Below are 19,975 nucleotides of genomic sequence, written 5' to 3'. Positions count from 1 at the left end.
CCCGGCGCTACTGCTGTCAGTCACAATCGTCCAATATCCTGCTTCGATTTGCGGCGTGCGCGGGGCCCTTCGTGGTTACGCAAGCTGCCTCCTCCGGGCCCGTCGCACACACCGCGGGGTGTTTCGGGATCACCGAATTACTTTGTGGCCTTGTCGTAGATGACCGCGACGGAACCGGAGTTCGGGGTGAACAGGTCCTTGTCGACGGTCTTCCAGCCACCGAGATCGGCGATGGTCCACAGCTTCTGCGGAGTCGGGAAGTCCTTGGCGTAGTCGGCGGCCACCTTCGGGTCGACCGGGCGGAACCCGGCCGAGGCCCAGGCCTTTTGGCCCGCGGTGGTGTACAGGAAGTCGCGGAAGGCGTTTGCCGTGTCGAGATGCTTACTGTTCTTCAGTACCGCGACCGGGTTCTCGATCTTGAAAGTGGTCGGCGGCACGATGTGCTCGATCGGGTCACCGTTGCGCTCGGAGAAGATCGCCTCGTTCTCGTAGCTCAGCAGCACGTCACCGGTGCCCTGCAGGAAGGTCTCGGTGGCCTCGCGGCCCGACTTCGGCTGCACCTGCACATGCTCCTTGGAGATGAGCTGACTCAGGTAATCCAGACCCGCCTGCGGGTTCTTGCCGCCGTCGCTCTTGGCCGCATACGGCGCGAGCAGATTCCACTTGGCCGAACCCGAGCTGAACGGATTCGGAGTAACAACCTGGATTCCCGGCTTGAGCAGATCGTCCCAATCCTTGATGCCCTTCGGGTTGCCCTTGCGCACCACGATCGCGACGACCGAGCCGAACGGAATTCCCTTGGTGGCGTCGGCATTCCAGCTCGGATCGACCAGACCAGCGTCGACCAGACGGGTGATATCGGGCTCGACCGAGAAGTTGACGATGTCGGCCTCGGCGCCGTCCTTGACCTTGCGGGACTGATCGCCCGACGCACCGTAGGAGCCGTTGATCGTGACGCCCTTACCCTTATCGGTCTTGTTGAACTCGGGCACAACCTTGTCGAAACCGGGCTTGGGGACGGCGTAGGCGTACAGGTTGAGGGTGCCGCCACTGCCGTCGGCGCCACCACCGCCCGCGGTGTCACTCGCTCCACCACCGCACGCGGTGAGCACTACGGCGGCAACGGCCGTCAGCGCGGCGATCACCGGGCGACGGTGCGATCGGGGCGATCCGAGGAGCAAGGACCTGGGTGACATGGGTGGAACCTTTCCTATGTGCTCCGCCGCGACATGGACTAGTTGTCGCGCCGGTAGAACTGCGGCGCGACTTGTCGACCGAAGGTCGGGGATACGGGCTCTGCTGCGGAAAAGTTTGCGCGCCAGTCTAGAACGATGGGTGCGCAGCAGCGCCCGGCGCCGATCAGCGACAGAGAATATCCGCGACCGCGAGATTGCCGACAGCGATCAACGCCAATTCATGGCGGACCTGCGGGACGGCAATCGAAGACACGGGCAGACTGTAGCAGAGGAAACGTCACCAGTTCGAATCAGCGCCAGCTATCCGCCTGCACCCGGTAAAAACCGACATAGTTCCAGGAAGAGGGGGGTTTCATCCCATGACCACCAGCCCGGACCGGGTACGCACCCGGTTCCCCGACATCAGCACTCGCGCGTGGGAGCATCCCGCCGACCGCACCGCCTTGGTGACGTTGCGCTCACTCGCCGGGTTCGACACCGTTTTGCGTACCCTGTCCGGTTTGCTGCAGGAACGTCAGCATCGACTGCTTTACCTCGCCACGGCGGTGCGCGTGGACGAACGGCAGTTCCGTTCGCTGCACCAGTTGCGTCAGGACTGTGTGGAGATCCTGGATGCGCGCACCACACCTGAGATGTTCGTGTTGCAGAGCCCGAATGTGAACGCCTTCACCATCGGCATGGACCAGCCGTTCATCGTGCTGACCACCGGGCTGATCGATCTGATGGACACCGAGGAGTTGCGCTTCATCGTCGGCCACGAACTCGGACACGCCCTGTCCGGACACGCCGTGTACCGCACCATGCTCATGCATCTGCTGCGCATCTCGGCCAATCTGGGCTGGGTGCCGGTGGGCGGCTGGGCCTTACGCGCGATCGTTGCCGCGCTGATGGAGTGGAGCCGCAAGTCCGAGTTGTCCGGCGACCGCGCCGGACTGCTGTGCGGACAGGATGTCGACGCATCGGTACGGGTGCATATGAAGACCGCGGGCGGCACCTGGATCAAGGAGATGAACCACGGCGCGTTCCTGCAGCAGGCCGATGACTACGAGCGCTCCGGCGATCTGCGCGACGGTGTGTTGAAACTGCTCAATCTCGAACTACAGAGCCATCCGTTCTCGGTGCTGCGGGCCGCGGAGCTGCGCCACTGGATCCAATCCGGCGAATACAACCGCATCCTCGGCGGCGACTACCCGCGCCGCGAACACGACAAGGCCACCAAGATCAGCGATGAGATCAAGGAAGCCGCGCGCATCTATCGGCAGAACTTCGACCAGTCGGAGGATCCGCTGATCCGAACCGTGCGCAATCTGGGCCGCGATGTCGGGTCCGCGGTGGGCACGGTCGGTCACGAGGTCGGCGAGACGGTCTCCAAACTCGGCAAACGCTTCGGATTCGGCGGCGACAAAAACGGATCCGCCTAGGTTGCCATGCAGGACGTCAGCGAGTGAACAACCACGCGATGACGATGAGAACCAGCAAAGCGACGAGCGCGAGCTGAACGCGGGAACGCGGCATCAACGCGCCCCGCTCTGCGCGATCTGGCGAACCACGACCGGCGGCGCGGCGGGTTCGGGAATCGGGGCGGGTTCCGCGGTCAAGACATCCTCAGCTGTCAGGGCAAGCACGGCGTCGCTATTGCGGCCGAGCAGCTGCAGGGAGACCCGCAGCACTCGATCCAGCAGGTAGGCGATGGCGAAGCTGACCGGGACCATGCCGACCAGGACCACGATGAACTGCGGGATGAACGGCAATCCAGCGACCCACAGCTCGAAGCCGTCCCACCATCCTGCGATCCGATGCACGGCACCAGCCTAGCCGTGTTGAATTTGCCGCGCCTTCAGCACCGCGTGGCGGCCGGATTTCGGCGCGCTCGGTGGACGCCGAACGCGGACGGACCGAAGATGAGGTATGGCGTCATCCGAGGATCTGACCATCGACGAGCCTGCCGACCTGCCCGTGCTCAGTCAGCTGAGTGCGGTACGTCAGCACGCCACCTATCCGCCGATCGACGATTACGCATTCCTGTCCGACTGTGAGACAAGCTGCCTGATCGCCAGCAACGGCGGTGTCGAGTGGATGTGTGTGCCACGACCCGATTCGCCGAGTATCTTCGGCGCGATGCTCGATCGCAGCGCCGGACATTTCCGGATCGGGCCGTACGGGGTCAATGTGCCCGCGGCGCGGCGATATCTGCCCGGCGGCATGATTCTGGAGACCACGTGGCAGACCGAGACCGGCTGGCTGATCGTGCGCGACGCGCTGGTGCTCGGTCCCTGGCACAACAACGATCAGCGCAGCAAGACCCACCGCCGGACGCCGATGGACTGGGATGCCGAGCACGTCCTGTTGCGCACGGTGAAGTGTGTGAACGGCACGGTCGAGTTGGAGATGAGCTGCGAACCCGCGTTCGATTACCACCGCGCTCCGGCGCGTTGGGAGTACACCGGCAAGGTGTACGAGGAGGCCACTGCCGTGCGCACCACCGATCCGAGTGTGGGCCCGACACTGGTGCTGACCACCGATCTACGGCTCGGACTCGAGGGCCAGGAGGCCCGCGCCAGGACCAGGATGAAGGAGGGCGACGAGGTGTTCGTCGCACTGACCTGGTCGGAGCTGCCCGCGCCGCGCACCTTCGCGGAGGCGGCGCAGAAAATGTGGCAGACCACCGAATGCTGGCGGCAGTGGATCACACTCGGCGATTTCCCGGACCATCCGTGGCGCAACTACCTGCAGCGCAGTGCACTGACGCTGAAGGGACTCACCTACGCGCCGACCGGTGCCCTGATGGCCGCCGCCACCACTTCACTGCCGGAAACCCCTGGCGGTCAACGCAACTGGGACTACCGCTACACCTGGGTGCGCGATTCCAGTTTCGCGCTGTGGGGTCTGTACACCCTCGGCCTGGACCGCGAGGCCAATGACTTCTTCGCCTTCCTCAGGGACGCCACCACCGGTAACGACGGCGAACCCGTTCCGCTACAGGTGCTCTATGGTATCGGCGGCGAACGCGACCTCACGGAGAGCACGCTCGACAATCTGACCGGCTACGACAGCGCCAAACCCGTCCGTATCGGCAACGGTGCCTACAACCAGGACCAGCACGACATCTGGGGCACCATGCTCGACGCGGTGTACCTGCACGTGAAATCCCGGCAACAGGTGCCGGAGTCACTGTGGCCGGTGCTGGAGCGTCAGGTCGAGGCCGCCATCGCGCGTTGGCAGGAGCCTGACCGCGGTATCTGGGAAGTGCGCGGTGAGCCACAGCATTTCACCTCATCGAAGGTGATGTGCTGGGTGGCACTGGACCGAGGGGCGAAGCTGGCCGAACTGCACGGCGAGTACGAGCGGGCCACCGAGTGGTACACCATCGCCGACCAGATCAAGGCCGATATCCTCACCAACGGTGTGAATGCCGACGGCGTTTTCACCCAGATCTACGGCGGCGACACCCTGGACGCCTCTCTACTGCTGGTGGTGTTGAACCGCTTCCTGCCGCCCACCGATCACCGGGTGCGCGCCACCGTGCTCTCGATCGCCGACCGGCTCACCGAGAACGGTCTGGTGCTGCGCTACCGGACCGAAACCACCGATGACGGATTGACCGGCGCGGAGGGCACCTTCACCATCTGCTCGTTCTGGTTGGTCTCCGCCCTGGTGGAGATCGGCGAAGTGCAGCGGGCCCGGCATCTGTGCGAGCGGCTGCTCGGCTATGCGAGTCCGCTGCGGCTCTATGCCGAGGAGATCGATTCGCGCAGTGGACGTCATCTCGGCAACTTCCCGCAGGCGTTCACCCATCTGGCGCTGATCAATGCGGTGACACACGTGATCAGGGCCGAGCAGTCGCACACCTCCGGCGGTTTCCAGCCGGCGCATGCGCCGACGATCGTTCCTTCCTGACCACGACCACGACCTTTGTGACCAAGCGGCGGCGCTGCGTGATCCCCGCGCCGCCGCACTGTGCCCTGCTTGTGCGACGGCCCGGCGTCCCAGCTACGCGGTTACGCGACGCCCTGCCTACACGGCCGCGCTGATCCCATCGGCCTCGGCGCGCAGCCCGCGCAACCTACCGAGTTGCACATCCAGATCGGCGATGCGTTCCTCACGGTGATCGCCGTATTTGCCATAGGCCACCTCCGCGACGCGCAACCGTTCGTCGGTGGCACGCAGCACATCGGTGGCGATATCGGTGAAGTGATCGCGCAGCGTGCGCTGCATGGCGCGCAACCGATTTCGCGATTCCTTACCTACCTGGAAGATGACATCGTCCATCAGTCTGGCCACCGAAACCTTGGCCTCGGCCTGACGGCGCTGCTTGCGCGCTTTGCGGTCGTCCCACAACGCGTTGGCACCGAGCAGCAGTGCGGCGGCAGCCGAGTACCAGTTCACCAGTGGCATTTTCAGCAGACTGGTGAGCACGCCGACCATGAGCAGGCCGCCGTAGGACCCGCGCATAACGATCAGGAATTGACCGAGCACACCGGCTTTCGCGCTGCTCAGCGGATCCAGCGGCGCGACCTGGTCGAGTACTTCACCGGGATTTTCCAGGCGTAGGTCCGATAGCGGCGGGGTGCGGTGATCGGCGGGGAATTTGGCGGCCACCTGTTCGGACAGTTCCACCGCGCGGTAGTGCGCCACCACGAAATTCTCTTCGACTGCCTCGCAGATGCGCGCGTCCAGATCCGCGCCGAAATCCGGCCAGCGGCGCGCCGGATCCGTCTCGACGATCTCGGCCTCTGCATCGCGAACCAGGCTGCGCAGCCGGTGCCGCAGATCGTGTTCTATATCGGCCATCAGCTCGGTGCTGCCGTCACCGAGGATGACCTGCCAGTTGGCAGAGCGCTGCCGCAGCTGATCGGCCTGATCGCGGGCGGCGACCAGTTGTTCGGTGATCTCCACCCGGCGGCGCGGATCGCGCAGCGCCTCGGCCTCGGTCCGCAGGGTCACGGCGAGATGGTCCGCGACCAGCCGGATGTCATTGGCCGCAGCTTCGAGCACCAGGCTGTCGGCCCGTGCCAGCACATAGTCGCGCAAGTGGTCGACCAGTTGGGGCACACCGGATTCGATATCGCGCTGGTAATTACCCGCCTGCACATGCAGGAGCGCGGAGACCGGCGCGACCGCGAAACCGAGGCCCGCCGCGTCCAATAGTTCGCGATTGCGCTGCTGGGTGTGCTGCCAGTGCGGGTGCAGGTCGATCTTGTTCAGCGCGCAGATGACCGTCGGACAGATCTGCTGGATGCGCTCGAGGTAGGCGATCTGCTCGACGCTGAACTCGGTTCCCGCGTCACCGACGTAGAGCACGGCATCCGCGGCGGCGATCATCGACCAGGTGGCGTGATCCTCGCCGTCACCGCCGGGCGCGTCCATCAGCACGAGTCCCTCGGCGAGCAGCGGGCTCGGCTCGGTGAATTCGGCGCGGATCACCCCGTCGGCGGCCAGTGCGGGGCCAGGGGCGAGCGGATCGACGGGCTGGCGTTCGATCCGGCCAGCGCCCAGCGATTTCACCAGCACGGCGGTCGGCTCCGGTCCGAACTCCGCGATCACCGGCACACTCAGCGCACTCTCGGTGGCGCTGACCGGCACCCCGATCAGACCGTTGACCAGCGTGCTCATACCGTTCTTCGCGGCACCGACGACCACTAGGCGCAGCCGGGTGTCACCGACCCTGGCCCGGACCATGCTCAGTCGGCCACCCAGATCTTGCCGACCCGCGGAGCGGGTCATCTCCTGCAGTTGATCGAGGATCCCGATGACTGGCGCCATCGCCTCCGGATGTTTCACCGTGGCGGGCTCCAGGCCGGCTGCAGCAGACAACAGCTCCTCCTAACTGTCGTACGTATATCGCATTCGACGATGACATGCGTGAGCGCGATGTGTGCGCGCGACCCCCAGGTGGCTCCTAGATCAGGGCGATGCCCAGGTCCGCGATGAGGTGGTGGCCGTAGTCCACGCCTGGATCGGGCAGCAGCGGGGTGGACAGCCCGGTTGCCATGAGGGTCAGTGCTGTGTGATCGGGATCGTATACCGGGTGCCCGAAATCGGCCGGACCGCCGAGTTCGGCCGCGATCGGGTGGGCCGGCGGCTTCATCGGGGTGACCGGTGCGGGCATCGTCGGCGCGGGCACATGGGGCTGCTGAGTCGGGACCGGCACCGGGGAATTCACGGTCGGAATATCGACATCCGCAGTCGGCGCGACCGTCGGCGCGGAGTGGGTGACCGTAGGCACCGATACGGTCGGCTCAGCCGGCGGCACGTCCACGGTCGGGGCGTCGGCCGCCGGGTACGTGGTGTGCGTGCTGGGTGACGAGTTGCCGCCGTTGACCGTGCTCGGAGTGGTCCCGCCACTGTGGCCCGCACTCGTTGCGCCACCGTTTCCGATGCTCGGGATCGTCACATCATCGTCGTCCGGCGTCGCGGTGTGGGTCGGCACGTTCGTGGTGGGAGCATGGGTTCCGGTCGGAATCTTCGTCGTCCCGGTGCTGTCGGTGCCCGGCAGCGTCGCGGTGCCGGGCTTGGTGCTGCCGGTATCGGGCGTCTTAGCCGGATGCCCAGTGCTGTCGTCGGGGCCGATCGGGGTCGGCAGCGTCTTCGTGACCGTGGTCGGGGTGCTGGTCAGCGGTGTGCTGGTCGAATGCGAATCGTCGACGACGACCGGATGCTTCGCCGGAACCGGCCTCGGCTCGAACAGGGCGGGCACCGCGGCGGCGGGCGCGGTCAGCGGTGACGGACCCGACGGCGCGACGAGGACATTGGCGACCGGGGTGCTCGCCACATCCGGCTGGATCGTGGTCTGCAGCGGGGTGGCCGCAACCGGCGCGGCGACGGCGGCGGGCGCGACCACCGCGGCGGCCACCGGTGCGGGTGCGACGGCCGGTGCGACCGCGGCGGGCAGCGGCGCCGCGAACGGCTGCACGGGCTGCACCGCGTACGGCTGCACCGCCGAGTATTGGGAGACCGCCGTGCCCGCGGACTGGGTGCCGACCGCGTTGGCGGTGCCGGAATGGTCGATACCGGAGCGTCCGGTGCTGCCGGGGGTTTGGCCGAGCCAATCGGAGAACCTGTCGATATTGTCACCGACCCGACCCACGCCGACCTCGAACTTCGACGCACCCTCGACCTCGACCCCGGACTCCGTGGCCAGGTACATCCCATTCGGGCCGACAGCGAAGTCCACCGCGAGTTCGGTGTGCGCGCTGAAACCGGCCGCCGCATCGAGGAATACGCCGACCCCATCCGGATTGCCGACACCGTGGAACATATCGGCGCCGTGGAATGCGTCGCCGCCGTGGAACAGCTCACCGCTGCCCCCGGTCGCGCCGCTGTGAAACATATTGCCGCCGTAGAACGGAACGTGGCTCGAGACCGCATCGCCGTCGTCGACGCCGTCGGTGTCGCTGCTCACCGACTCGCTGATGTCGCCAGCTGTCCCCGACGTCGGAACGCGAGGCAGGGCAAACGGATTCGACCCCGGCGTGAGGAAGCTGTTCGGGTTGGGGAGGTTGAAACCGTGGTCGCCCTGACCGAAGTCGAATCCGGGCAGGTTACCGAAGCTCGTACCGGGCACATGCGCGGTACCGAGATCGAGGCCGGACTGCGGTGCGTCGCTGTGCGGATCGAGTCCGGACCGTTCGCCCTCGGTGCCGAGACCGAGGCCGGGTTGATAGCTGTTACCGTGCCGGGTGTTCTGCCACGGCTGTGCTGAGTGCTGATGCGGAGCGGGCCCGATGTGCACGCCGGTATTGGGCACATTCGGGATGGTGAACGGCGCGTTGACGCTGACATCGCGCGGGGTCGGCGGCGACGAATGCAGTGGTGCGGGCGGTGTCGAATTCGGGTCCGGATCCGGGAAGGTGACCACCGGACTCGGCGCGCCCGCATCGGGGTCGCGGGTGTAGGCCGAAGTCCAACTGTCGAGCCGTTGCCCGCCGGGATGCACAGGTGCGGTACCGCCATTGGCGGCGACCAACGCGCCACCGGTGACGTACGCACCTGCCCTCGCGACCCGCGCGACGCCGGTGGCAACGCGATAGGCGGTATCGCCCACACTGTCGTCGGCTCCGGTGCCATCGCTGTCGAAGGGCAGGTCACTCGTCATGCAAGCTCCACTCTCAGGTTTCCAGCATCCTCACCACGCCGGGCAGACCGAGTGAAGATCACCTAACGATATTCCGGAAGACCCAACTGTCACATTCCGCAGGTCCGCAGAGAATACGACTGTGACGAGCAACACAACCTTGTCATTACCGGAACCTGAGCGGAAGCCCTGCCTCTGTGGGCATCCGGAACCGATGGTTGCGGGTTACGTCTGCACGACCGGATCTATCCGACACGCCGAGCCGGTGCGGCGAACCTACTTCTGGCCCTTGGGTTTGTCGGCGGCAGCGTCGGAGGAGAGCGCGGCCACGAAGGCCTCCTGAGGGACGTCCACGCGGCCGATGGTCTTCATGCGCTTCTTGCCCTCCTTCTGCTTCTCCAGCAGTTTGCGCTTACGGCTGATGTCACCGCCGTAGCACTTGGCGAGCACGTCCTTGCGGATAGCGCGAATGTTCTCGCGGGCAATGATCTTCGAGCCGATGGCGGCCTGGATGGGCACCTCGAACTGCTGGCGCGGAATGAGTTCGCGCAGTTTGGTGGTCATCTTGTGGCCGTAGGCCTGGGCGGCGTCGCGGTGCACGATCGCGCTGAACGCGTCCACCGCCTCGCCCTGCAGCAGAATATCCACCTTGACCAGCGCCGATTCCTGCACACCGGACTCCTCGTAATCAAGGCTGGCGTAACCGCGGGTACGCGACTTCAGCGAATCGAAGAAGTCGAAGATGATCTCGGCCATCGGCATGGTGTAGCGCAGCTCCACCCGGGTCTCGGACAGGTAGTCCATGCCGCCGAGTTCACCGCGCCGGGCCTGGCACAGTTCCATGATCGAGCCGATGAATTCACTCGGCGAGATGATGGTGCACTTGACCACCGGCTCGTACACGTGCCGGACCTTGCCCTCGGGCCAGTACGACGGATTGGTGACGACGTGTTCGGCGCCGTCCTCCATCTGCACCTTGTAGACCACATTCGGTGCGGTCGAGATCAGGTCCAGGTCGAATTCGCGCTGCAGGCGCTCACGGGTGATCTCCATGTGCAGCAGGCCGAGGAAGCCACAGCGGAACCCGAAGCCGAGCGCTACCGAGGTCTCCGGTTCATAGGTCAGCGCGGCATCGTTGAGCTGGAGCTTGTCGAGCGCGTCGCGCAGGTCCGGATAGTCGGAGCCGTCGACCGGATAGAGACCCGAATACACCATCGGGCGCGGCTCGCGGTACCCGGTGAGCGGTTCGCTCGCACCGCTGCGCGCGGAGGTCACGGTATCGCCGACCTTCGACTGGCGCACATCCTTCACGCCGGTGATCAGATAACCGACCTCGCCGACGCCGAGCCCCTGGGTGGGTTTGGGCTCCGGTGAGACGATGCCGACCTCGAGCAATTCGTGGGTGGCACCGGTGGACATCATCTTGATCTTCTCGCGCGGAATGATCTTGCCGTCCACCACACGGACGTAGGTGACCACGCCGCGATAGGTGTCGTAGACCGAGTCGAAGATCATGGCGCGCGCGGGTGCGTCCGGATCGCCGACCGGCGGGGGCACCTGCCTGATGACCTCGTTCAGCAGCTCCGCCACACCGACACCGGTCTTACCCGAGACCCGCAACACGTCATCGGGTTCGCAGCCGACGATATGGGCGATCTCGGCGGCATAGCGGTCCGGATCGGCGGCGGGCAGGTCGATCTTGTTCAGCACCGGAATGATCGTCAGATCCTTGTCCAGCGCGAGGTACAGATTCGCCAGCGTCTGCGCCTCGATGCCCTGCGCGGCGTCGACCAGCAGCACCGCACCCTCACACGCCTCGAGCGCACGCGACACCTCGTAGGTGAAGTCGACGTGGCCGGGCGTATCGATCAGATGCAGCACATAGTCGGTGCCGTCGACTTGCCAGGGCAGCCGCACATTCTGGGCCTTGATGGTGATGCCGCGCTCCCGCTCGATATCCATCCGGTCCAGGTACTGGGCGCGCATCGCCCGCTCCTCGACCACACCGGTGAGCTGCAGCATGCGGTCGGCCAGCGTCGACTTGCCGTGGTCGATGTGCGCGATGATGCAGAAGTTCCGGATCCGGGCGGGATCGGTGAACGTCGTGTCGGCGAAGCTGGCGGGCACTCCACTCCTCATGGGTATCGGCAAACTGCCGTCCATCGTCCCATGCGGGCCCCATCCGCGAGTCCAGCGGTCCCTCGGGACCAGGCCACGCAACGCCGCGGGTCCGCCACAGTCGGGGCTCGCTGTCGACGAGTCCTCAGCCGAATCACCGGGATTATCCGGTCGGTCGTCTTCTCATAGCTGCCGAACCGCGGTGCCGAGGAAAGAATCCGCTGCCATGCCGCGTCCCGATCGGCACCGGCGAGTTCCTCGATATCGACAACCACCGTGCCATGATCGGCCAGCTCGATGGCGGCCGGATCCGGACGGGCCACAGCCGACCCGATATCGAGCGAATCGCATCGCTCGCCGATCGACAGCCCGGGCGTCGGTGATGCCCCCCGTTCACACCTATCGCCGTTAGAAGCGGCTCGAAGATCGACGAGCGGACCCGAGCCCGCTAGCCGACGATTTAACTGTCCGGACAATGATAATGCTCAAAGCTACCGATTGAATTCACCACCCGAACCAAAAAGTGACATGTGACCTTGGTAATAGCTAAGCAGGGAATGCTCTCGCGAATTAGTTGTTCAGACAGGTATGTAGCACGCGGCGCAGACAACGGCGCCGCGTGCTGCACCCCTCCTCGGCAGACGACATCGCCGGTCCGAACCCGTTCCGACAACACCCAAGGAGCAAACCTATGACCACGGCATTCGATCCGATCGACCTTGCGGGCACGGCTCTGAAAAACCGCATCGTGATGGCGCCGATGACCCGCAGCCGCGCCCACGGTCCGGGTGCGACACCGACCCCCGATATGGCGACCTACTACGCCCAGCGCGCCGACGCCGGACTGATCATCACCGAAGGCGCCCATCCTTCGGCGGTCGGCCAGGCCTACCCGTTCACTCCCGGCCTGCACTCCGCCGAACAGGTCACCGCCTGGCGACCGGTCACCGACGCCGTACACAACGCGGGCGGGACGATCTTCGCGCAACTGATGCACGCCGGCCGGATCCGCCACCCGAGCATGCTGGCCGACGGACTCGCACTGGTCGGACCGTCGGCCATCGCCGTCACCGGGCACACATTCGCGGCGGAGGGTGCGATGGACTTCGCCGCCCCCGAAGAGCTGACCGAGATCGGCATTACGGAGACGATCGCCGATTTCGTGCTGGCCGCCCGCAACGCTGTCGAGGCAGGCTTCGACGGGGTCGAACTGCACGGCGCCAATGGCTATCTGCTGCACCAGTTCCTGTCCACCAACGCCAATCAGCGCACCGACGGCTGGGGTGGTTCGATCGAGGGCCGGATCCGGTTCCCGCTCGCGGTGACGCAGGCCGTCGTCGAGGCCATCGGCGCCAACCGCGTCGGGCTGCGCCTGTCCCCCGCGAACACTCTCAACGACATCGTCGAGGACGATTACCGCGACACCTACCGTGCACTGGTGGACGCGCTCGAGCCACTCGACCTCGCCTACCTGCACGTCATGGAGAATGGCCCCGGGGCAGACCGGGATCTGACCCTGGACCTGCGCAAGCGGTTCAGCGGCACGTTCATCCTCAACCCGGTCACACCCGACGCCGTGACAGGTCTCGACGAGTTGTCCCTGGTCGAGGATGGGACCGCCGACATGATCTCCTTCGGCGTACTGTTCCTGGCCAACCCGGACCTGCCGGCCCGGCTGGCCGCCGGCGGACCGTTCAACAGCCCCGACCACTCCACTTTCTACGGCGGCGATGAGCGGGGATACCTCGACTACCCCACCCTCACCGCATAGGGAGGGCCAACCGCTGTCGCGGGTGCTGGTCGTCGGCACACAGGAAGACCGGCCAGCACCCGCGATAAACTTCGATCTGTTGGAGTGGCTACTGCGGGGGAGAGACCGATGAACCCATCGAAGAATCAGGCCCCGACACCGACCGAAGCCGCGGCGACGGCGTACTTGCCACTTCCGCCGTCGGTGCGGGCAAGCTCGCTCAACCATGCCATCATGCGCGTCGCCCGCCTGCACCGTCTGCTGGCCGGGCAACTACTGCGCCGTACCGGCCTGCATCCCGGCCAGGAGTCGGTCATGATGCAACTGTGGGACCGCGGCCCCCAACGTCAGACCGATCTGGTGCGCACGCTCGACTCCGACGCCGCCACCATGACCCGCACCATCCAGCGCCTCGAACATGCCGGCTTCGTCCGCCGCCGCCCCTGCGACACCGACAAACGCGTCACCATCATCGAGCCCACCCCCGCCAGCCAGGCCCTGCGCCGCGCGGTCGAGGACATGTGCGCCGAACTCGAAAACAGCGTCACGGCGGGCCTGACGCCCGAACAGCAAAGCGCCGCATTGGCAGTCCTCGATCAGATCGAGCGCAGCCTTGCCCGAGCCACCACACAGACCGCCTGAGACAGCCCCACGCAGGCGATTCGGTGGCGCGGGTGCGCGGCTCCTGCGGGAGGCCGCGCCGTGGACCGGGCACGCCGCCCTGCGTTCCCGACCACTTCTCCGCGACGAATTGCCCGACTCTCACGGAGAATTCGCCGTATTTTCGATGCGTGGAGAAATTGGTCTTCGTCCTGCGCCGATCCGATGCCGAGGCGACCGAGTCGTGGTGCGAATCGCTGCGCACCGACGTGGCCGCGCGCCTGGTCGACCTCGGGGTAGCGGGTGTGACCGTGTATGTCCGTGATGCGGCGGTCCAGACCGCACTGATGCGAATGGTCACGCTGGACCCGCCGATCGCCGCGGCGGTCACGGTCTGGGTCGAGCAGAGCTACGGCCCCGAAGCCACGGCCGCGGCGGACATGCTCGCCGAATTCGCCACCGCGGCACACGGCTATCTGGTGACCGAGTCGGTGCCGCTGCGGCTCGACGATTCGGTCCCGACCCGCACCGAGGGCTTCGGCAACCTTGCCTTTCTGCGCAGACCCGCCGTACTCACGCAGGCGGAATGGCTCAGCGACTGGCAGGGCCGGCATACCGCGGTGGCCATCGAAACGCAGTCGAGCTTCGGCTACACCCAGAATGTTGTGGTCCGGGCGATCACACCGGACGCGCTCGCCATCGATGCCATTGTCGAGGAACAGTTTCCGGCCGCGGCGCTCACCGACCCGCTGGTCTGGTACGACGCGCGCGACCCTGCCGAGCTCCAGGATCGGGTGCGGCGCATGCTGGACTCGGTCACTCGAATCGGCGCCGATCGTGACCTCGATACCGTATCCGCCAGCAGATATCCGGTGCTGCAACCGTTTTCGATACCGACCCGGGAGCGGACCGGCGCATGACGCGCACGCGATGCCGTCAGCATGGCCGCGAACGGCAACGCGCAGCGCTGACGGACGGTCGACAGTGCTCATGAGAAGACGAGATCGCGCCGTTACCATCCAAGGATGGCCCGAACTTGGAACACGATCGGCAAGCAGCTAGGCCTCATCGCGAAGGAGCAGGGTCCCAAGATCGTCAAGCAGCAGGCGCCGAAGCTCGCGGATAAGCTGCAGCGCTCATCGCTGCTCGAGCGTGCGGTCGGGCCGTTCGCGATACGTAAGGCGCCTGCCGTCGCGATCCGGCCGGCCGCATCGACACCGGTACCGACCGCCGAGCGGGCCAGACAGATCGTCTACTGCCCGCAGTTGGACGGTCGCGCCGATCCGGGCGAGATCGTCTGGACCTGGGTGCCCTACGAGGAGGATCCGAATAACGGCAAGGACCGTCCGGTGCTCGTCGTCGGCCGCGACCGCAGGACCCTGCTCGGGCTCATGCTGTCGTCGAATCCGCAACGCGCGCACGACCGTGACTGGGTCGGAATCGGCAGCGGCAGTTGGGATCACGAGGGCAGACCGAGCTGGGTCCGCCTCGATCGGGTACTGGACGTCCCGGAGGACGGCATCCGCCGCGAAGGCGCGATCCTGGCGCGCAAGACCTTCGACCTGGTCGCCCACCGCCTGTGCGCCGAATACCGCTGGCACTGACCGGGAATCGGCCCCCGATGGCCGGGCAACGCCTGCCGAACACCTGATCTCGCAACTACATGGGTAATTCGCCGGGTACGGGCAAGCTCAACCGACAGCGACCCGCTGGCCCGCAATGTGAGTCTCGCGGCACCCACTGGTCGGCCTAAAGGCGCGGGGAGGCGGTCAAGACACCATTTCGCGGGAGCGGCCGAACAGCAGGCCGTAGATCAGTGCGCCGAGTACGCCACCGATGAGCGGGAACACCACGAAGACCCAGACCTGGGGTCCCGCGCCGTCCTGGTAGAAGGCAACGGCGAGGCTACGGGCCGGATTCACGGAGGTGTTGTCCACCGGGATGGAGATCAGGTGGATGACCGCGAGCGTGACGCCGATCGACAGCCCGGCCTGCGGGATGTCGGAGATCTGGTCGGTAGAGGCCAGCACCACGAAGACCAGCAGCGCGGTCAGCATGACCTCGACGATGATCGTCGCGGACAGGCCATACCCGTTCTGAACCACCACCTGCCCGAGCGGACCGCGGACCGCGGACGGGCTGTGCTTACCCCACCCGTTCGCGCCGAGCCCGTTGACCGCGCGGTCATAGGACGGCAGATTCTTCGCGATCGCGAACAGCACGAGCCCGGCCAGGAATCCGCCGATCAGCTGCGCGATCACATAGCCGGCCGCGGAAATCACCGAAAGCCTGCCGAGCAGTAGCTGCCCGACGGTCACAGCCGGATTCACATGGCAGCCGGAGATCGGCCCGATCGAATACATCAGGAACAGCAGGGAGAGGCCGAAGGCCAGAGCCACGCCGAGCGGTCCGACTCGCTCACCGGCCAGCACGGCGGTACCGACACCGCTCATCACCAAAACGAACGTGCCGAGCGCCTCGGCCGCCCACTTCTTGGCCTCGGGCGTCGGCTCCAGTTCGGTGACTTCCTCGACGACTTCCTGAGCAGTGGGAGACATGCGCGCCACCTTCCGAGAGGGTCTGCCCCCGTGTGCACGGGGTTCTGCCTGGGACCTACTACGAAAATCACGGCTGATGTGAAAAGGACGTTACGCGAGACGGGTGAGCACTACAACGCGATCGCCGACCTCGAGATCGGCCACGTCGATGGGTGCCAGCGCCGAGGAGATGCCCTTAGTAGGGCTGACGCACACGAACATCTCGTCGAAGGCGTCCGCGTACCGACCGGGTCGATAACCCTCGAACAGTCCGGATGTGGTTGCTCTACCGTTGCCGTTCGCATACCCGTTCGACCGGTCACGGGTCTGCGCAGGCGCCCGTGCCGCGTGTGGCGGCGACGCGGGAGTCATGCAAAAATCGTGCTACATGCAGCGTCGATGCCCCGTGCGGCACAGATAAATTTCTTGCATCACTCCGGGTTCGGGCGCCATTACCACAGTCGGTACCGTTGCTGGTCGAACCGTTCGCGCGGCGGCGATTGCGCATGCCGGCTGGTCGCGATTTCGCGTGCGACGCGGCGGCTGGTACGCTCGATCTTCGGCGTCGCGTTACCTGATTACTCTGGTTGCCAGCGCGCGCTCGCGAACTTTTCAGCACCGTCCACCAGCGACAGGAACACGAGGAACAGGCGTGGCCAACATCAAGTCCCAGATGAAGCGGATCCGCACCAACGAGGCCGCGCGCAAGCGCAACCAGTCGGTCAAGTCCGAGCTGCGCACCGAGATCCGCCGCTTCCGGGAGGCCGCCGCGACCGGTGACACCGAAAAGGCCGCCAAGCAGCTGGTCGTCGCCAGCCGCAAGCTGGACAAGGCCGCCTCCAAGGGCGTCATCCACGCCAACCAGGCCGCCAACAAGAAGTCGGCTCTCGCGCTGGCGCTGAACAAGCTCTGATCGCGCCGGTGCCGTCTGCGGTACCACTCATACGTTGACGCAGCCGCCGTGGCCCCGATGACCACGGCGGCTTTTGTCGTTCCCGTCGACTATTGCGAGGATCACTTTTCCAGTCCGGTGGAATTCAGATATCCCTTCAGCAATAGTTCAGCAATCTTCCGCTTCAGTAGCGATGCCGCCGCCCTGGGCGCCGAGCGGAATCGTACCGACACGTGTCGTGTCATCGAAGCTACCCTGGCAAATCGGTAGGAAAGTCTAGATCCGACAACATCCCCAGGTCATCGTCGCGTCCCATTCCTCGAGCCGAATTGGGATCAGGCAGCCACATGTCGGAGGTTCCGGCTACGATTCGGCGCATGGTTACCGTGTACGCCAATCAGACGCCGGTTCGCTCCGAAGATCTGCCGGATGTCATCCGCGCAGCCGAGGTCCTAGGCATCGGACTGAAGATCGAGAACGTCATGGTCCCCGATGAAGAAGGCGGCTACTCGCTGGAGTGGATCGTCACCCGGGACGAGGAAATTCCGGTCTATGAGGAATGGGAGGGCCGGTACGAGGAGTCCGAAGACGACGTCGAGCTGGTTCTCAGCTCGGTCGAATAGTCCCCACGAGTCCGCACCCGCACCGAGCGGGTGCGGATCTCCGAGGGGGTGAAGTACTCAATCCCGGTCGGCGTTCAAACGATCCAGCGCGGCCTGTGAATCCGCATCGGCCGCGCGATAAATGATGATGCGCTGGTCCGGATCTTGAAGCGGCATGAGTACTTCGAAATTGACCACCAGCGGCCCGACCTCCGGGTGGTGCAGCGGCTTCTTCCCGCGCCCCTGCACCCGGACGTCGTGTCTGGCCCACCCCTGCGCGAACTCCTCGCTGCGTGCGGTGAACTCGGCGACCAGATCGGCCAGTTCCTGATCATCCGGATGGGCCGCCCATGCGGCGCGTAGATCGGCGGCCCCCTCGCGAATGATCCGATCCCGGTCGCAGTAGAAATCGCGCAGTGCGGGATCCAACAGGCACAGCCACATGGAGTTGCGCTGCCGCTGCGGCAGGGCAGAGAAGTCGACGATCAACCTCGCCATTTCCGGATTCCACGCCAGGATGTCGTAGCGGTGGTTGATCAGCATCGCGGGCAATGGCGACAGATCCTGCACCAGCAGCTCCAGCGCAGGTGCGGGGACACTCGGTTTCCCGGCATTCGGCTGGCGCTGCTGGGCCAGATCGAAGAGATAGGCGCGCTCATCGATGTCCAAGCGCAGGGCGCGTGCGAGCGCCTCCAGGACACCCACGGAGGGGCGCAGGCCGCGCCCCTGTTCCAGCCGCACGATGTAGTCGGTGCTCACCCCCGCCAGCTCGGCGACTTCCTCACGACGCAGGCCCGGTGTGCGCCGAGCCTGTTTGCGCGGGGGCAGACCCAGATCACCGGGATTCAGGCGCTCGCGCCGAGCGCGCAGGAAGGTCGCGAGTGCCTGTGCCCAATTCGCCGAGCTCCCCGGCTCTCCGTGGTCACGCGAGCCGGCGCCTCGTGGCCTGAGCTCGCCCCGCTGTGTGGCATTCACCGTCCTGGTCATCGCCCTCGATCTTACGGCTGCCTAGGACTGGCTTTCCCAGGAAAGACCTTCCCTTACTTATGGTCTCGCACCATTCCAGACTCGAAGGCACCGGAAACGAAGTACGAATGACAGGAGCACGACATGTCCGGAGCCCGCACTCTCGATACCTACCGGTTGCTCGGCCGCTCGGGTCTTCGAGTGTCTCCGCTATCCCTGGGAACCATGACGTTCGGCGCCGATTGGGGTTGGGGCGCCGATAAGGACGAGGCCCGCAAGATTTTCGACACCTACGTCGAGCGCGGCGGCAACTTCATCGATACCGCGAGCCAGTACACCAATGGCACCTCCGAGCAACTGCTCGGCGAGTTCAGCGCCGGCAATCGCGAAAGTCTGGTGCTGGCAACGAAATACACGATGCTGCGGCGCCCGACCGATCCCAACTCCGGCGGCAATCACCGCAAGAGCATGGTCGGTTCGGTGGAGGCCAGTCTGCGTCGGCTGAATACCGACTACATCGATCTGCTGTACCTGCACGCCTGGGACTTCCTGACCCCGGTCGAGGAAATCCTGCGCGCCATGGACGATCTGGTCCGCGCGGGCAAGGTGCTCTATGTCGGCATCTCCGACGCACCGGCCTGGCAGGTCGCACGCATGCAGACCATCGCCGATCTGCGCGGCTGGTCGCCGCTGATCGCGTTGCAGATCGAATACAGCCTGATCGAGCGGACCGTCGAACGCGATCTCATCCCGATGGCCCGGGAACTCGGCCTCGGTGTGGTGCCGTGGTCGCCGCTGGCCAGCGGAGTGCTGACCGGCAAGTACAGCCGCGCCGATCTGGTGCACGACGCGGACAGCTCACCCGAAGGCACCCGCAAGAACGTCGCGGCCGCCAACGGCGCACTCACCGAACGCGGCCTCGCCATCGCCGATGTAGTGAAAGACGTTGCGGCACAACTGGGTAAGACGCCCTCACAGGTAGCGCTCGCCTGGACACTGCAGAACCCGGGCGTCACGGCACCGATCATCGGCGCCCGCACGGCAGCGCAGTTGGAGGACAACCTCGGTGCGCTCGAGGTCGAACTCGATGCCGCACAATTGGACCAACTGCAACAGGCCAGCGCAATCGAGCTCGGCTTCCCCCACGACATGCTGGCCCGCCCGATGACCCGCGGAGTCACCTTCGGCGACCTGAAAGTCGAAGGCCGCAACTGATTTTCACGCTGAGACGGGGGTTAGC

18 protein-coding genes are annotated in these 19,975 nt (G+C 65.6%); 9 read left to right on the top strand and 9 right to left on the bottom strand.

Annotated features, from left to right (window positions below):
- Positions 1–137: 137 nt before the first annotated feature.
- Together ACW2Q0_RS25110 and ACW2Q0_RS25105 are read right to left on the bottom strand one after the other, a co-directional pair.
- Complete coding sequence (locus ACW2Q0_RS25110; protein WP_457193365.1) at positions 138–1,196, bottom strand: sulfate ABC transporter substrate-binding protein; 1,059 nt, start codon at positions 1,194–1,196, stop codon at positions 138–140.
- Positions 1,197–1,359: 163 nt separating this feature from the next.
- Complete coding sequence (locus tag ACW2Q0_RS25105) at positions 1,360–1,449, bottom strand: Ms4533A family Cys-rich leader peptide (RefSeq protein ID WP_373864843.1); 90 nt, start codon at positions 1,447–1,449, stop codon at positions 1,360–1,362.
- A 106-nt stretch (positions 1,450–1,555) separates the two neighbouring features.
- Here ACW2Q0_RS25105 and ACW2Q0_RS25100 point away from each other — a divergent pair, with 106 nt between their 5' ends.
- Positions 1,556–2,617 (top strand): M48 family metallopeptidase, encoded by a 1,062-nt coding sequence (locus ACW2Q0_RS25100; protein WP_457193364.1) that lies wholly within the window; start codon positions 1,556–1,558, stop codon positions 2,615–2,617.
- Positions 2,618–2,710: 93 nt separating this feature from the next.
- On the opposite strand, the gene ACW2Q0_RS25095 is transcribed toward ACW2Q0_RS25100, so the two are convergent.
- The gene (locus ACW2Q0_RS25095) at positions 2,711–2,998 is read right to left on the bottom strand and encodes a hypothetical protein (RefSeq protein WP_457193363.1); all 288 of its coding nucleotides are present in this window, start codon (positions 2,996–2,998) and stop codon (positions 2,711–2,713) included.
- A gap of 106 nt (positions 2,999–3,104) precedes the next feature.
- Between ACW2Q0_RS25095 and ACW2Q0_RS25090 the strand changes: the two genes are divergently transcribed.
- Positions 3,105–5,093, top strand: a complete 1,989-nt coding sequence (locus tag ACW2Q0_RS25090; RefSeq protein ID WP_457193362.1) for a glycoside hydrolase family 15 protein — start codon at positions 3,105–3,107, stop codon at positions 5,091–5,093.
- A 117-nt stretch (positions 5,094–5,210) separates the two neighbouring features.
- On the opposite strand, the gene ACW2Q0_RS25085 is transcribed toward ACW2Q0_RS25090, so the two are convergent.
- The 3 genes from ACW2Q0_RS25085 to lepA form a co-directional block, all read right to left on the bottom strand.
- The gene (locus ACW2Q0_RS25085) at positions 5,211–7,010 is read right to left on the bottom strand and encodes a hypothetical protein (RefSeq protein ID WP_457193361.1); all 1,800 of its coding nucleotides are present in this window, start codon (positions 7,008–7,010) and stop codon (positions 5,211–5,213) included.
- 85 nt (positions 7,011–7,095) lie between these two features.
- Positions 7,096–9,291: a hypothetical protein gene (locus tag ACW2Q0_RS25080; protein ID WP_457193360.1), complete on the bottom strand. Its 2,196-nt coding sequence runs from the start codon at positions 9,289–9,291 to the stop codon at positions 7,096–7,098.
- A 255-nt stretch (positions 9,292–9,546) separates the two neighbouring features.
- A complete protein-coding gene (gene lepA / locus ACW2Q0_RS25075; protein ID WP_457193359.1) occupies positions 9,547–11,433 on the bottom strand; it encodes a translation elongation factor 4 in 1,887 nt (628 codons plus the stop codon).
- 646 nt (positions 11,434–12,079) lie between these two features.
- Between lepA and ACW2Q0_RS25070 the strand changes: the two genes are divergently transcribed.
- The 4 genes from ACW2Q0_RS25070 (at position 12,080) to ACW2Q0_RS25055 (ending at position 15,342) form a co-directional block, all read left to right on the top strand.
- Positions 12,080–13,159 (top strand): alkene reductase, encoded by a 1,080-nt coding sequence (locus ACW2Q0_RS25070; RefSeq protein ID WP_457193358.1) that lies wholly within the window; start codon positions 12,080–12,082, stop codon positions 13,157–13,159.
- A 108-nt stretch (positions 13,160–13,267) separates the two neighbouring features.
- On the top strand, positions 13,268–13,780 hold the full coding sequence (locus ACW2Q0_RS25065) for a MarR family winged helix-turn-helix transcriptional regulator (RefSeq protein WP_457193357.1): 513 nt from the start codon (positions 13,268–13,270) through the stop codon (positions 13,778–13,780).
- Positions 13,781–13,929: 149 nt separating this feature from the next.
- Complete coding sequence (locus ACW2Q0_RS25060) at positions 13,930–14,658, top strand: hypothetical protein (RefSeq protein ID WP_457193356.1); 729 nt, start codon at positions 13,930–13,932, stop codon at positions 14,656–14,658.
- A gap of 105 nt (positions 14,659–14,763) precedes the next feature.
- On the top strand, positions 14,764–15,342 hold the full coding sequence (locus tag ACW2Q0_RS25055) for a type II toxin-antitoxin system PemK/MazF family toxin (protein WP_457193355.1): 579 nt from the start codon (positions 14,764–14,766) through the stop codon (positions 15,340–15,342).
- A gap of 165 nt (positions 15,343–15,507) precedes the next feature.
- Here the strand turns inward: ACW2Q0_RS25055 and ACW2Q0_RS25050 are convergent, their stop codons facing one another.
- The gene (locus tag ACW2Q0_RS25050) at positions 15,508–16,296 is read right to left on the bottom strand and encodes an aquaporin (protein WP_457193354.1); all 789 of its coding nucleotides are present in this window, start codon (positions 16,294–16,296) and stop codon (positions 15,508–15,510) included.
- 90 nt (positions 16,297–16,386) lie between these two features.
- A complete protein-coding gene (locus ACW2Q0_RS25045; protein ID WP_457193353.1) occupies positions 16,387–16,647 on the bottom strand; it encodes a hypothetical protein in 261 nt (86 codons plus the stop codon).
- Between the two features lie 280 nt (positions 16,648–16,927).
- Between ACW2Q0_RS25045 and rpsT the strand changes: the two genes are divergently transcribed.
- Both rpsT and ACW2Q0_RS25035 read left to right on the top strand, forming a co-directional pair.
- Positions 16,928–17,188, top strand: a complete 261-nt coding sequence (rpsT, locus tag ACW2Q0_RS25040; RefSeq protein ID WP_457193352.1) for a 30S ribosomal protein S20 — start codon at positions 16,928–16,930, stop codon at positions 17,186–17,188.
- A gap of 356 nt (positions 17,189–17,544) precedes the next feature.
- Positions 17,545–17,790 (top strand): hypothetical protein, encoded by a 246-nt coding sequence (locus ACW2Q0_RS25035; RefSeq protein WP_364384971.1) that lies wholly within the window; start codon positions 17,545–17,547, stop codon positions 17,788–17,790.
- A 57-nt stretch (positions 17,791–17,847) separates the two neighbouring features.
- Here ACW2Q0_RS25035 and ACW2Q0_RS25030 read toward each other — a convergent pair whose 3' ends face one another.
- The gene (locus ACW2Q0_RS25030) at positions 17,848–18,756 is read right to left on the bottom strand and encodes a helix-turn-helix domain-containing protein (RefSeq protein ID WP_457193351.1); all 909 of its coding nucleotides are present in this window, start codon (positions 18,754–18,756) and stop codon (positions 17,848–17,850) included.
- Between the two features lie 123 nt (positions 18,757–18,879).
- Here ACW2Q0_RS25030 and ACW2Q0_RS25025 point away from each other — a divergent pair, with 123 nt between their 5' ends.
- The gene (locus ACW2Q0_RS25025; RefSeq protein ID WP_457193350.1) at positions 18,880–19,950 is read left to right on the top strand and encodes an aldo/keto reductase; all 1,071 of its coding nucleotides are present in this window, start codon (positions 18,880–18,882) and stop codon (positions 19,948–19,950) included.
- Positions 19,951–19,975: the final 25 nt, after the last annotated feature.

This window comes from Nocardia citri, assembly GCF_054065835.1.
Note: the sequence above shows the minus strand (reverse complement) of the source record. Positions and strands in the feature narration are given on the sequence as shown.

Coding starts and splice junctions, on each gene's coding strand:
- ACW2Q0_RS25065 (WP_457193357.1), top strand. CDS start 13,268: ATGAACCCATCGAAGAATCAGGCCCCGACACCGACCGAAGCCGCGGCG.
- ACW2Q0_RS25055 (WP_457193355.1), top strand. CDS start 14,764: ATGGCCCGAACTTGGAACACGATCGGCAAGCAGCTAGGCCTCATCGCG.
- ACW2Q0_RS25070 (WP_457193358.1), top strand. CDS start 12,080: ATGACCACGGCATTCGATCCGATCGACCTTGCGGGCACGGCTCTGAAA.
- ACW2Q0_RS25045 (WP_457193353.1), bottom strand. CDS start 16,647: ATGACTCCCGCGTCGCCGCCACACGCGGCACGGGCGCCTGCGCAGACC.
- ACW2Q0_RS25035 (WP_364384971.1), top strand. CDS start 17,545: ATGGTTACCGTGTACGCCAATCAGACGCCGGTTCGCTCCGAAGATCTG.
- ACW2Q0_RS25100 (WP_457193364.1), top strand. CDS start 1,556: ATGACCACCAGCCCGGACCGGGTACGCACCCGGTTCCCCGACATCAGC.
- ACW2Q0_RS25110 (WP_457193365.1), bottom strand. CDS start 1,196: ATGTCACCCAGGTCCTTGCTCCTCGGATCGCCCCGATCGCACCGTCGC.
- ACW2Q0_RS25090 (WP_457193362.1), top strand. CDS start 3,105: ATGGCGTCATCCGAGGATCTGACCATCGACGAGCCTGCCGACCTGCCC.
- ACW2Q0_RS25030 (WP_457193351.1), bottom strand. CDS start 18,756: ATGACCAGGACGGTGAATGCCACACAGCGGGGCGAGCTCAGGCCACGA.
- ACW2Q0_RS25050 (WP_457193354.1), bottom strand. CDS start 16,296: ATGTCTCCCACTGCTCAGGAAGTCGTCGAGGAAGTCACCGAACTGGAG.
- lepA (WP_457193359.1), bottom strand. CDS start 11,433: ATGGACGGCAGTTTGCCGATACCCATGAGGAGTGGAGTGCCCGCCAGC.
- ACW2Q0_RS25080 (WP_457193360.1), bottom strand. CDS start 9,291: ATGACGAGTGACCTGCCCTTCGACAGCGATGGCACCGGAGCCGACGAC.
- ACW2Q0_RS25025 (WP_457193350.1), top strand. CDS start 18,880: ATGTCCGGAGCCCGCACTCTCGATACCTACCGGTTGCTCGGCCGCTCG.